The following is a 13,384-nucleotide window of genomic DNA, read 5'->3' as shown; positions in this document are numbered from 1 at the left end:
AGCGTATAGCGAGGTTCAGTCGACCACGCCGAGCTTCTTGTGCAGGCTGGTCGACGAGGTCGTATACTGGAATACAATGCGCTCGCCAGGGCTGACGATGCGCTTGGCTGCCTGCGCCATTAGAGCGACCTCATGGAAGCCCGACAGGATCAGCTTCAACTTGCCGGGATACCAGTTGATGTCGCCGACGGCGAAGATGCCGGGCACCGACGTCTGGAATTTTTCGGTGTCGACCGGGATCAGGTTCTCGTGGAGATTGAGGCCCCATTCGGCGATTGGGCCGAGCTTCATTGTCAGGCCGAAGAACGGCAGCATCCGCGTACACGGCACTTCGATATCGCCCTCCGGCCCCTTGATGATGGCGGTGGCGAGTTGGCCGTCGTTGCCGGTCAGGCCAGTCACCTGTCCAACCTGGAATTCCAGCTCCTTCATCTCCTGCATGGCATACATCTTGTTGACGCTGTCGGGCGCTGCCCGGAATTCGGGCCGCCGGTGCACCAGCGTCACGCTCTTGGCCACCGGCTGCAGATTCAGCGTCCAGTCGAGCGCCGAATCGCCGCCGCCCACGATGACGAGGTCATGGCCGCGAAAGTCCTCCATCCGACGCACCGAGTAGAATACGCTCTTGCCTTCATAGGGCTCGATACCGGGAATTGGCGGCCGCTTCGGCTGGAAAGAGCCGCCGCCGGCGGCAATCACCACAATTTTGGCTTCGAACACCTCGTTTTCGTCGGAAGTGACGCGGAAGCTGCCGTCCTCTAGCCTTTCCAGGCTCGAAACCATGCGGTTATAGGTGAATTCGGGCTTGAACGGCGCGATCTGCTCAAGCAGCTTGTCGACCAGACCTTGCGCCGAGATCGAGGGCCAGCCCGGAATGTCGTAGATCGGCTTTTCCGGATAGAGTTCGGCGCACTGCCCTCCGGGCCGGTCGAGTATGTCGATCAGATGGCACTTCATGTCGAAGAGGCCGAGCTCGAATACGGCAAACAGGCCGACAGGCCCTGCCCCGACAATGAGAACGTCCGTCTTGGTGATAGCGGTCATGAAGCATGCGCCTTTATGGGAAACGGCGCGACACTGCATGACCATTGGCCCGCTGCCAAGCGGCAGCGGCAAAAATCGGCGTCAGCCCTGGCGAGCCGGCACGCGCACGACCAGCCCGTCGAGGGCGTCGCGCACCTTGATCTGGCATGACAGCCGCGAGTTCGGCTGGACCTCGTAGGCGAAATCCAGCATGTCCTCTTCCATGGCTTCCGGCTCGCCGACCTCCGCCGTCCAGGCTTCGTCGACATAGACATGGCAGGTCGCGCAGGCGCAGGCGCCGCCGCATTCCGCTTCTATTCCCGGCACCGCATTGCGGATCGCATTTTCCATGACGGTCGAGCCGTTTTCGGCATCCACGTCAAAATGCGTGCCGTCATGGGCGATGAAGGTCAGCTTGGTCATTTGTCACCTGAAGGGAGTCTGAGCCGACATAATCACTCTGCCGGACAAGTCAACTGCGGCGCGAAAGCGCCGCTGCGTGGCGTTTTGGGAATAAGTTCTATCGGCTGATGGCGGCGACGAAGTCGCGTACTTCTTCGATCAGCGAGCCAAGCCGCTTCAGCGTGCTGGCGTCTTCGGGCCGGCATTCGATCGCACTGGCGCAATCGGCAATGGCGAAGGCGCCGACCCCGCGCGCCGAGCCTTTGAGCCCGTGTGCCAATAGCAGCCGCTGCCTGACATCCGCATCGACGATCTTGTCGCGCACCGACAGCGCCTGCTGCACGAACAGAGCCAACACCTCCTGCTCGAGGCTCCGATCGCCCATCGTCTGGCGCGCAAGGTGCGCCAGGTCGATCGGCCGCGCCCCGGCTGTCCCCGACACGTCGCCGCCGGGCATCGAGAAGGCAATGCCGTTTTCGCCACGTATCACTTTGAGACTCCGTTCTTCGATCGCCGCAAAAACTAGGCGTATCCGGTGGACAACGGGTTAATGATTGGCCCGGAAAAATGTCGCGATAACGGCGCCGGAATCACGGCTGTGTTAACCTTATATTTAAAGTTTTACGTATCGGGCGGAATGCATGTTTTCTTTACCCGGCTGTGTCATTACGATACGACAGGTCCATTTTCAGCCTCCTGCGCGGGACACGCTAGGCAGAATCAATAAGCAGAACCATAAGTCCCGCGGCAGCTTGTACAGGGTAGCGAAGGCATGGCGAAGAAACCAACGACGACAAGAACGCTCGACAGCGACGTAGCCAGGGAACTCGAAAAGGCACTTGATATCGATCTGAGCGGCGATGCCGGCGGCGACTTCGACATCGCGGCATCCATGGAAGATCTGGAAGCGCAAATATCGCAAGCCGCCGACGAACTGGCGCGCGAAGGTCGCAGCCAGAACGAAGGTCGCAGCCAGAACGAAGCGCCTGCCCCCGACCAAGCCCAGAACGCAGCACCTGCCGCCAATCAAAGCCAGAACATAAACCCCGCGCCGAAAGCCAAGCCGGCTGAGTTGCGTCCTGTCGCAACGCGCAATGGCTCGCAGCCGGCAGCTTTCTCGCCGGCCAACGACGATCGTCAAAAAGACTATAAGACGCTCCTGCACACCCTCAATCGGCGCGCCTCGAACACGATCTATTGGGTCGTGGCTTTCGTTTCGCTGGCCTGGATCGCCGGCGCTGGTGGCCTTGCGAACCTGTTGTTCGGACCTGGCATCTGGAACATCCGCACCTTCGATCAGTTTTTCGCCCGTCCCGAGCTGATCGGCCTGGCGGTCGCGGCAATTGTGCCCGTGATCCTGTTCTGGGCATTCGCAGTGATGATTCGCCGTGCTCAGGAGATGCGCCTTGCCGCGCAGTCGATGACCGAGGTGGCCTTCCGTCTGGCCGAGCCGGAAAATCTTGCCCAGGATCGCGTCATGATGATCGGCCAAGCGGTTCGCCGCGAGGTGGCGGCCATGGGCGAAGGCATCGAACGCACGCTTGCGCGTGCCGTCGAGCTCGAAACGCTGGTTCACAGCGAAGTGAACCAGATCGAGCGCTCCTATTCGGAGAACGAGTCCCGCATCCGCTCGCTGGTCGATGGGCTGGGCAGCGAGCGCGAAGCGGTCGTCACCCATGCCGAGCGCGTGCGCGCCTCGATCACCGGCGCCCACGAGACGCTGAAGGACGAGATCAACGCCGCCAGCGATATCATTCGCGACAGCATTCTCAACGCCTCGACCAAGCTGTCGATGACGATCAACGAATCCGGCGACACGCTGATCGACAGGATCAACGGGAGCTCGATGTCGATCTTCGATTCGGTCGAAGGCCGGCTCGAATCGATCACCGACCGGCTGTCGACGTCGGGCGAGGCCTTCGCCAGCCTGCTCGACACCCGCATCGCCAAGCTGACGGACACCACCGATGGCCTGACGCGGTCGCTGACCGACCTGCTCGACGACCGCACGACCGGCATGGTGTCGCTGCTCGGCGGTGCCGCCCGCACACTCAATTCCGAATTCGAAGCCAGCCTTAACGGCATCGAGCGGACGCTTGCTGAACGTGGCCAGGCGCTTATCAGCGAGTTCCAGACCCGCGCCGAGGCGCTCGACACCGGTACGCAGAAGCTCAACGCCGCGCTGGAGGCTCGCGCACGCCAGATCAACGAGACGCTGGTCGAGCGCGCGCGCGAAATCGCCCACACCTTCCAGGATAGCAAGGAGACGCTGTCGGCGATGATCGATCAGGGCAAGACCCAGATCGGCGCCGACATGGCCGACATCATTTCATCGACCTCGACCATGCTTGAAGCCCGCGCCGGCGATTTCGCCGGGCGCATGGAGGCGGCGCGCCATGTCGTATCGCGTTCGTTCGATACGGACATCCAGCGGCTTGCCGATGCTCGCGCCGGTATCGAGGAAGCCGTCGAAAACCACAGCCGCAAGCTTTCCGAAAGCCGCGACCGGATGGCGGCGGCAATGCAGGCCGATCTGGCGAAGTTCGCCGAGGGTCGCGCCGAAATCGACGCAGCGGTGGCCAACCAGGTGCAGAAGCTTGCCGAAGGCCGCGGCATGATCTCGCGCGCCCTTGAAGAGGATCTGCGCAAGGTCAACGAGTCGCGCGCAGCGATCGACGCTTCGCTGGGCAGCCATCTCGAAAGCCTTGAAGAGGGTCGCAACAGGCTTGCCCAGGCCTTGAACGAAGACTCTGGAAAACTCGTGCAAGCCCGCACGATAATTGATGAAATGGTTGCCGGGCACGTCGGCAAGCTCGCTGAAGGCCGCAGCATTCTTTCGCGCGCGCTCGAGGCCGACCTCGGCAAGCTGGCAGAGAGTCGCGCCAGCATCGACGGCCTTGTCGCCGGTCAAGTCGAAAAGGTCGCCGAGGGTCGCGCCATACTCGCCAGTGCGCTGGAAGCCGACATCGCCGGCATCAATGGCCTCATCGAGGCGCATTCGGCGAAATTGGCGCAAGACCGCAGCGGGCTTTCTCAGTCGCTCGATAACGACCTGTCCGACATCAGGAGCCTGATCGCCGATCATTCTGGCAGGCTCGCCGATGACCGCAGCCTGCTTTCGAAGACGCTTGAAGACGATCTTGCCAAGTTGGCCGAAAGCCGGTCGAGCATCGATGGGCTGGTTGCCGGCCAGGTCGAGAAGCTGGCCGAAGGCCGCGACATCCTCAAGCGCGCGCTTGAATCGGACCTGAACGCGATCAAGGGCGTCATCGCCAGCCAGTCCGAAAAGCTGGCGGAAGACCGTGGCCAGTTGTCACGGGCACTGGAGAGCGACCTGGAGGCTGTGCGGGGCGTTGTCTCCGATCACATGAACAAGCTCACGGAGGACCGTTCGACCCTTTCGAAGGCGCTCGAAGACGATCTCGCCAAGTTGGCCGAAAGCCGCTCGAGCATCGATGTGATGGTTGCCGGACAGGTCGAAAAGCTGGCCGAGGGCCGCGACATCCTCAAGCGCGCGCTCGAAGCCGATCTGAGCACCGTCAAGGGCGTCATCGCCAGTCAATCCGAGAAGCTGGCGGAGGATCGCGGTCAGCTGTCGCGGGCACTGGAGACCGATCTCGAGGCCGTGCGGGGCGTCGTCTCCGATCATATGAACAAGCTCGCCGACGACCGTTCGGCCCTTTCGAAGGCGCTCGAGGACGATCTCGCCAGGCTGGCAGAGAGCCGGTCGAGCATCGACGGGCTGGTCTCCGGCCAGGTCGAGAAGCTGGCCGAGGGTCGCGACATCCTCAAGCGCGCGCTGGAAGACGATCTTGCCAAGCTGGCCGAAAGCCGCTCGAGCATCGACGGACTGGTTTCCGGCCAAGTCGAGAAACTGGCCGAAGGCCGCGACATTCTCAAGCGGGCCTTGGAGGCCGATCTCAGCACGATCAGGGGCGCCATCGCCGATCAGTCGCAGCTATTGACCGACAATCGCGCACAGTTTTCGCGTGCCCTGGAAGCCGATCTCGGCAATGTCAACAACCTTGTCGCAACCCACGCAGAGAAGCTTGTCCAGGACCGCTCGACGCTGTCGAAGGCGCTCGAGGACGATCTCGCCAAGCTGGCCGAAAGCCGTTCGAGCATCGATGGGCTGGTTGCCGGCCATGTCGAGAAACTGGCCGAAGGCCGCGACATCCTCAGGCGCGCGTTGGAAGCCGATCTGGAGAGGCTTGCAATGAGCCGCAGCGAGGTGGACGAGATCGTCGCCGGTCATGTCGGCAAGCTGAGCGAGGGTCGCGACATGCTGACCCGCGCATTGCAGGATGATCTCTCCAGGCTCGCCGAAACGCGCAAGGATGTCGACCGTTCGCTGTCCGGCCATATCGACCAGATCGCCGCCAGGAGCACCGACATCTCCGATGCAATCGCTGCCGACGTAGAAAAGATCGAGCAGGTGTTCAGCCGGCAGACAGGCGTCATCGAGGAGCGCGCCAGCACCATGGAGCGGGCGCTGTCGACGGGTGTCGACAACGTTCGCAGTGTGCTCGAAAGAAGCGCGGTCTTCGTCGCCGGGGCGCTGCGCGAGAAGGTCATGGAAGTCACCAGTGCGCTGCATGAGCAGGCGGGCGCGGCATTCAGCGATGCCGACCGCAAGATCGCCGAGCGCGCCGAGCAGACCTCGGCGGCCCTGCTCGCCAGGGCGGAGGACATCGCCCGCACCTTTGAAGAGGCGGATCGTCGCCTTGCCGCGCGCGCCGAGGATACGTCGAGCGCACTGATTGCCCGCGTCGACGACACGTCGAACACCTTGCTGGCGCGTGCCCAGGAGACAGCCGATCAGCTGGCAGCCAGAGCAAGTGAGATTGCCGGCACCTTCGACGCGGCGGACCACAGGCTGGTCTCTCGCGCCATCGAAACGGCCCAGTCGCTGGCTGCACGTGCCGGCGACATCCTGCGCAATTTCGAAACAGCCGACGAGCGGCTGGGCGTGCGCATCGGCGAATCCGCCGAAGCTCTCGCGGCACGCGCGTCGGACCTCGGTCGCATTTTCGATGCCGCCGACCAGCAACTTATCTCGCGTATTGCCGAAGGGTCCGAAGCACTTTCGGCCCGCGCGTCCGAGATCGGCCGCATCTTCGAGGAGGCGGATCATCGCCTGGTGTCCCGTATCGCCGACAGCAGCACCGCCATCGGCGAACATGCCGACACCATTGTCGGCGCCTTCACCAGCACCGAGCAGCGGGTTGCCGAACGCGCCAGGCAGACTGGCCAGGAACTCGCCGTCCATGCCCGTGAAATCGAGCAGGTGCTTGCCGGTGCCGACGAACGCCTGGCATCGAGTGCTGCTGTTACAGCCGCCCGCGTCGAGGAGCAGGTCGCCAGCGTCGAGAACCGCCTCGCCTACTCCGCCGAGACAATGGGCCAAAAGCTCAACGAACAGGTTTCGAATGCCGAGGCGCAGCTGGTCTCGCGTGCCAACACGATCGCCGAAACCTTCACCGCGGTCGGCCAGCATATCGGCCAGAGCACCAACGACGCTGCAAAGACCATCGGTGCCAATACTCGCGAGCTCAGTACGATGCTTGCGGCACGTTCGGCCGAAATATCGAAAATCCTGGACGAGACGGCACGGCCTCTGGTCGAGCGCTTCGCCCAGGGCGGCTCCGAGCTGCAAAAGAGCATGGAAGAAGTCACCGAACGTGCGACCGAGAAGCTGCGCACTCAAAACGTCGCCCTCGTCGACGCCCTCGCCAGCCGCACGGCCGAAACCCTGTCGGCCGTCGAAGGCGCGCGCTCGACGCTTGCCGACAGCGTTGCCGATCTCATCGGCCGCATGACCGCCTCCAGCTCGCAGCTCGGTCAATTGATCGAGCAGGCGGCGACCAATCTCGGCCAGGTTGACGAACGCCTGACCGGCAGCACGCAAAGCTTCGCAGCGACTACCGAAAAGACGGCGCAGACCTTCGCCAGCTCGGCGCGTCTGGTCGATTCGAACACGACGCGGCTCACCGAGCTGTCGTCCTCGACCTTGCGCGAGGTTGCCTCTATCGCCACCAAGTTCGACGAGCACAGCCGGTTACTTTCCAGTGCCTCGGACCTGTTGAGCTCGGCCCAGAGCAATCTCGAGCACACGCTCGAAAGGCAATCGTCGCTGGAAGACCTCGCCGTCGGCCTTGTCAAGAAATCGGAAGATCTCGAAAGAGTTATGCGCTCGTTCGAGAACCTGGTCGGCCAGACGCTGCAGAACGCCGAAGGCAAGACGCTGGAATCCGCCGACAAGATCCGCACCGCGATTTCCGAAGTGGTCGATTCGGCCACCAAGCGCTTTGCCGATGCGACCGAGGAGATGCGGCGCACCGCCGGCTCGATCAAGAGCGAGCTCGATCTCACCCGGGCCGAGCTCAAGAAAGGCGTCATCGAGATGCCGGAAGAGGCAAAGGAATCAACCACGGCTATCCGCCGTGCCGTTTCCGAGCAGATCAACGCGCTGAAGGAACTTTCTGAAATCGTTGCGAAATCTGGCCGCAGCACCGACAGTTCGGAACAGCGCAACCTGCGTCCGGCGCCGCCAGCACCTGCCGCACGCGCCGCCGAACCGCCACGTCGCCCGGCTCCGGCTCCGGAACAGCGCCGTGCACCGCAGGCGCCTTCGGGCGAGACGGCGCTGCGCGGCACGCTCGACCTCGAACGTCCCGCAGACCAAGCGCCGCGCCAGCGCGACCCCAACGGCCGTACGCCACAAGGCGGCTGGGTGCGCGACCTCCTGACCGGTGCATCGCGCGAAGACGACGCCAGACCGGCGGCGGCGGCTGCCGAAGCGCCGCGCCCGGCTCCCGCTGCGCGTTCGCCGCTTCATGTCGTGGAATCGCTGAACTCGCTCTCGGTCGATATCGCACGCGCCATCGATCACGATGCCTCGATCGAGCTGTGGAACCGCTACCGGCGCGGCGAGCGCGACGTCTTCACGCGCCGACTTTACACGCTGAAGGGCCAGCAGACATTCGACGAGATCCGCCGCAAATATCAGTCGGAGGCGGAGTTCCGCGCTGCTGTCGATCGTTACTGCGATGATTTCGAAAAGCTGCTCAAGGATGTGTCGCGCAACGACCGCGACAACATCATGGCGCAGACCTACCTGACGTCGGATACCGGCAAGGTCTACACCATGCTGGCCCACGCCAGCGGCCGCCTGCACTAAGAGGGCGACAGAAAAACAGAAAGGGCGCTCTGCCCTTTCCGTTTGAACCCGATACTGAAAAGATAGTCCAACTCTGCAAATCTCTTGATTTGGCCGGATGTTTGCGCCTAGGAGCAGAGGCTGGGATCTCGTGGCAATGCAGACAATTCGCGGTGATCTGCTCCAGCTTGCGCTCGACGGAACGTTCGATGTCATTGTGCATGGATGCAACTGCTAGTGCCAAATGGGCAAAGGAATTGCTCTTTCCATAAAGCAGCGTTTTCCCGAAGCATATGCTGCGGATTGCGCGACATTGAAGGGCGACCCAGCCAAGCTGGGAAGCATATCCGTTGCCGAAATCAAGCGAGGCAGCCGCACTTTCCAGGTCGTCAACGGCTACACCCAGTTCCATTGGCAGGGCAAAGGCGTGAAAGCCGACTACCAGGCAATCCGAAAAGTCATGCAGGCCGTCAAAGGTAGATTCGCGGGCAAAAGAATCGGTTACCCGAAAATTGGTGCGGGGCTGGCTGGAGGTGATTGGGAAACCATAGTGTCAATCATCAACGATGAACTCGCGGGCGAAGATCATAGGCTTGTCGAATACGCTCCGTGAGCTGCTTCGATCTCAGCCGCCTCATAGCAGCTAGCCCGGTTCAGATCACAGTGTCGGTCCAGCGGACGATTTGCCCGGCCGCATCGCCGAACGCGGCGTCGAGCGCGCCGACATAGGCCTGGTTGCCGCCGCCCGAAACGGGCGCGAGGGCGCTAAACGTCTTCGAAGCGCGCACTTCACCGTTGCGGTCGTTCAACAGGCGCACGAACAGCTCGACCTCGGCATGTTCGCCGCCATCGACACGCACCTCGAACGAGCGGATCTCGACGATCACCTGATAGTCGATCGCCAGCCCCTCGCCTGGCTTGCCGACGCCGGTGAAGCTGCCCGAGCGCTGGAACGTCTCTGCCAGCCGCGCCTGTACGATCATCGGCAGCCGGTCGGCCCATTGCGCGCCCTTGAGATACTGGATCGAGCGCGGCGATGGCTTGATGACGATGTTCTGGCTATCCAGCGCCTTGAGCGCCGACGGCTGGGCGATGAGGATCTGGCGACGGCTGTGGGCACGCGCTTCCAGCGACGGCGCCGAAAGCTCGAACGTATCCAGCGGCGCCGGTCTGCCGCCAGGCAAGGCCGCGCAGCTTGGTAGCGAAAGCGCCAGCAACACCGCCCAAACCTTAGACCCACCCGATGTGATGCTGCCTGAACTGATCGACTTCAAACGCGATCCCCCCCGGATCGTGGAAACAACGCGCATCTGCAAGCTATGTTCTTGCGGTGGTCGGGGATCGAAGTCAACGGCGCACCCTGCCGTCGAACTGCCGGACCTCGCCCTCGCCGCCGGACAAGATCCTTTGTGGGTTGCGGCTGAGATCGGTTACCGCCTCTTCGATGCGGGTGATCGAACGACGGCTGTCCTGGACCAGCGCTTCGACGTTTTGCAGCCCCTGTCCCGAGAATCGCGCCAGATTGTCGGTGATGGTACCGAGGCGGGCGTTCAGCGTATCGGCGACCTGCTTGAACGATTTCAGCGTCGCTCTGGCGTCGGCCATGACGCCGTCGGCCTGGCCGGAGCCGAGCAGTTTGTCGACCTTGGCAAGGATGCCGTCGACTCGCACCGAGGCATCGTTGAGGCGTCCTGCGAGCTGGTGCGCGTCTTTGATGGTTTCATCGATGTCGTCGGCTCGGTTGGCGAACTTGTTGGTCACCTTGGCAATGTCGGCGGCAGCCTCGTTGGCGTTTTCGCTGGCCTTCTGGATATTGGCCAGCGCGGTGCGAACCTCAGCCGGATCGATGCCGTCGAGAACGCCGTCGACCTTGGCCAGCGTGCCTTGCGTCTTCTGGGCGAAGTCGTTGATCGAGCCGACCGCAGTGTCGACGTTCTTGATGACCGTGTCGAACTGCTTGCTGGTTTCCTTGAGGTTGGAAGTGACCGTGTCGACATTGGCGACGATGCTCTTGATCTGGTCCTTGTCGACGGCGTTGAGTAGCCCTTCCGCCGCCTTCAGGGTGCCGTCGAGCTTGCCCGAAACACCCTTCAATTCGTCCGCCAGCGAGCTGACGCTGGCCAGGAACTTGTCGACGCCGTCCGAATTCCTGGCCAGTGCATCGGAGAAGGTCTGGACATTGGCGACGGTCTGCGTCAGCGGCCCGCGAACATCCTTGGTGAAGCCTTCGAGCTCCGAAAGGACCTTGTCGGCGCGGGTGAAGATGTTCTGCGCTGTCTGCAGCAGATTGGTGACCGCCGACGGGTTGGCAACGATCTCGGCGACACGGCCTTCCTTTTCCGCCTCATCGAGAAGTTTTGGCTCTTTGGGGTCGGCGCCCTTGAGCTCGATGTTGGCCTGGCCGGTGAGGCCGGCAAGCCCGATATCGGCCTGCGTCGACTTGGTGATAGGCGTATTCCGGTCTATTTCTGTGTCGGCGATAGCAGCGGTCGGATTGTCGACGTCGATATAGACACGACGCACGTCGCCGACTTTGACGCCATTGAACAGCACGAAGCTGCCACGGCCAAGCCCCGAAGCGGAGCCTGGAATGCGCACGCGCAGCACCGTCGTCTCACCCTTTTCGCCGATTGCCGCCGTCCAATAGACGAAAGCGAAAGCCGCGAGGATCGCGGCCAGCGTGAAAATGCCGACAATGACGTAGTTGGCCCTGGTTTCCATCGCTCACTTATGGCTATGCGCGCGTCGCAAGATCAAGTTGCCGGGCGCGTTTTCCGCGGAAATAGGATTTTACCCAGGGTTCCTCGCTCCTGAGCATGTCGTCGATCGTGCCCTCGACCAGCACTTTCTTGTTGCCAAGCACCGCCACGCGGTCGCACGCCGTAAACAGCGTGTCGAGATCGTGCGTGACCATATACACGGTCAAATCCATCGTATCACGCAGCTTGACGACCAATTCGTCGAACTCAGCTGCGCTGATCGGATCGAGCCCGGACGTCGGCTCGTCGAGGAAAACGATATCCGGATCGAGCGCCAGGGCGCGCGCCAAGGCGGCACGCTTGATCATGCCGCCGGAGAGCTCAGAGGGGAATTTCTGCGCCGCATCCGGAGGCAATCCGACCAGCTCGACCTTGAGCATGGCAAGTTCGTCCATCAGCTTCTTCGGCAAATCGAGATATTCGCGCATCGGAACCTGGACGTTTTCGAGGACCGTCAGCGCTGAAAAAAGGGCCCCATGCTGGAACAGCACGCCAAGCCGCATGTCGATGCGAAGGCGCTCCCTTTCGGTTGCCTTCTCGACGTCGACCCCGAACAGTTTGATTGTTCCCGATTGCTTGCGCGTCAAACCAAGGATGGTGCGCAAGAGAACAGATTTGCCGGCACCGGAGGCGCCGACGAAGCCGAGAATCTCCCCGCGCCAGATATCGAGCGTCAATTTGTCGAGAACGACCTGGTCGGCGAACGACACCGTGATGTCGTGCGCCGACAGCACGATCTCGTCTTCTTTGGCTTTCTCGGCCACCTTGGTCGTATTTGTGCCCGGCAGCGCCATGTCAGAACTCGATCGCTGCATAGAACATGGCGAAAAGCCCGTCGAGGATAATGACCACGAAGATCGACTTCACCACTGAGGCGGTCACATGCTGGCCAAGTGATTCGGCGCTGCCGCCAACCTTCATGCCCTCGACCGAGGCAATTATGCCGATGATCATGGCCATGAACGGCGCCTTGATCAGGCCGGCAAAGATGGTGCTGAGGTCGATTGCGACACGTAGCCGGTCGATGAACGCTGCCGGTGCAATATCGGAGTAGAGCCATGCAGCCAGAATGCCGCCGCCGAGCGCGGCAAAGTTGGCGATGATCGTCAGGCAAGGCAGTGCGATCACCAGCGCGACCAACCGCGGAAACACCAGCACGCCGATGGGATTGAGGCCAATGACCTTCAGCGCATCGACCTCCTCGCGCATTTTCATCGAGCCGATCTCGGCGGTGATCGCGCTACCGGAGCGGCCGGCGATCATGATCGCCGTCATCAGCACGCCGAGCTCGCGCAGGATCAGCACGCCGACCAGGTCGACGACGAAGATGTCGGCGCCGAAATAGCTGAGCTGATAGGCGCCTTGCTGGGCAACGATTGCGCCAACGATAGCCGACATCAGCACGACTACCGGTATGGCGCCGACGCCCATGCGATCGATCTGGTTGAAGATCGCCGCCATATTGACGCCATGGCCGCGGCCAAGCTTCATCTGCGAGCCGCGTATCGTGGCGCCGAGGATGTTCATTGCGGCCAGGAAATCGTCGCGCATCTCATAAACACGCCGGCCAACCGCCTCGAGCCCACGAATGATGAAGTTGGGCGGCTTTGCCGGACCTGATTCGGGCTCGCGTCGAACCGCATCACCGACGGCGCCAAGCAGGATCGAGGCAATCTCGCTTTGCCCCTGCGTCGTGATCTCGACGCCCTTCTTTTCGAAGCTGCTGACCAGGCGGTCGATCAGCCAGGCCCCGGCAGTGTCCATCTTCTCGATTTGTGAAAGGTCGAGCGCCAGCGTCTTGAAACCGCCGCGCTTTTCGATCTTGCGCATCTCGGCATCGACCAGCGCCACGGTACGTGTCGTCCAGGTTCCCGAGAAAGCGCAGCCGAGAACGTCGCCCTCCTCGCCGATCGCGATGCGCGGCTGGTGGTCGGACTCCTTGGCAGGGCCGCTTGCGTCGCGTTTGCGGATGGTCAACATGGCGTCCTGTTTAGCCTGACGGGGCCGACCTGTCGATTTGCCAACATCCTCCTTGTTGCAC

General features: G+C 62.2%; 9 protein-coding genes. 2 read left to right on the top strand and 7 right to left on the bottom strand.

The window, feature by feature from the left end; all coding sequences use genetic code 11:
• Positions 1–15: 15 nt before the first annotated feature.
• The 3 genes from NKJ40_RS13260 to NKJ40_RS13250 form a co-directional block, all read right to left on the bottom strand.
• A complete protein-coding gene (locus NKJ40_RS13260) occupies positions 16–1,044 on the bottom strand; it encodes an NAD(P)/FAD-dependent oxidoreductase (RefSeq protein ID WP_352466403.1) in 1,029 nt (342 codons plus the stop codon).
• An 81-nt stretch (positions 1,045–1,125) separates the two neighbouring features.
• A complete protein-coding gene (locus tag NKJ40_RS13255; RefSeq protein ID WP_023674833.1) occupies positions 1,126–1,446 on the bottom strand; it encodes a 2Fe-2S iron-sulfur cluster-binding protein in 321 nt (106 codons plus the stop codon).
• Between the two features lie 97 nt (positions 1,447–1,543).
• Positions 1,544–1,912 carry an Hpt domain-containing protein gene (locus NKJ40_RS13250; RefSeq protein WP_292660938.1) on the bottom strand — a complete coding sequence of 123 codons (369 nt, stop codon included), beginning with the start codon at positions 1,910–1,912 and terminating at the stop codon, positions 1,544–1,546.
• A 285-nt stretch (positions 1,913–2,197) separates the two neighbouring features.
• On the opposite strand from NKJ40_RS13250, the gene NKJ40_RS13245 reads away from it, so the two are divergent.
• Positions 2,198–8,605 carry an apolipoprotein A-IV repeat region-like domain-containing protein gene (locus NKJ40_RS13245; protein WP_352466402.1) on the top strand — a complete coding sequence of 2,136 codons (6,408 nt, stop codon included), beginning with the start codon at positions 2,198–2,200 and terminating at the stop codon, positions 8,603–8,605.
• Positions 8,606–8,828: 223 nt separating this feature from the next.
• Positions 8,829–9,197, top strand: a complete 369-nt coding sequence (locus NKJ40_RS13240; RefSeq protein WP_352466401.1) for a macro domain-containing protein — start codon at positions 8,829–8,831, stop codon at positions 9,195–9,197.
• A gap of 40 nt (positions 9,198–9,237) precedes the next feature.
• Here the strand turns inward: NKJ40_RS13240 and NKJ40_RS13235 are convergent, their stop codons facing one another.
• Genes NKJ40_RS13235 through NKJ40_RS13220 form a run of 4 tightly spaced genes read right to left on the bottom strand, consistent with a single transcriptional unit; the run spans position 9,238 to position 13,323 of the window.
• The gene (locus NKJ40_RS13235) at positions 9,238–9,894 is read right to left on the bottom strand and encodes an ABC-type transport auxiliary lipoprotein family protein (protein WP_352466400.1); all 657 of its coding nucleotides are present in this window, start codon (positions 9,892–9,894) and stop codon (positions 9,238–9,240) included.
• Positions 9,895–9,931: 37 nt separating this feature from the next.
• The gene (locus tag NKJ40_RS13230) at positions 9,932–11,305 is read right to left on the bottom strand and encodes an MlaD family protein (RefSeq protein ID WP_352466399.1); all 1,374 of its coding nucleotides are present in this window, start codon (positions 11,303–11,305) and stop codon (positions 9,932–9,934) included.
• A gap of 13 nt (positions 11,306–11,318) precedes the next feature.
• Positions 11,319–12,137, bottom strand: coding sequence for an ABC transporter ATP-binding protein (locus NKJ40_RS13225; RefSeq protein ID WP_292660913.1), 819 nt, complete (start codon positions 12,135–12,137; stop codon positions 11,319–11,321).
• Between the two features lies 1 nt (position 12,138).
• Entirely contained in the window at positions 12,139–13,323 is a 1,185-nt protein-coding gene (locus NKJ40_RS13220; RefSeq protein ID WP_352466398.1) for an MlaE family ABC transporter permease, read from the bottom strand.
• Between the last annotated feature and the right edge of the window lie 61 nt (positions 13,324–13,384).

This window comes from Mesorhizobium sp. M0119, from assembly GCF_040322615.1.
GTDB lineage: Bacteria > Pseudomonadota > Alphaproteobacteria > Rhizobiales > Rhizobiaceae > Mesorhizobium.
Note: the sequence above shows the minus strand (reverse complement) of the source record. Positions and strands in the feature narration are given on the sequence as shown.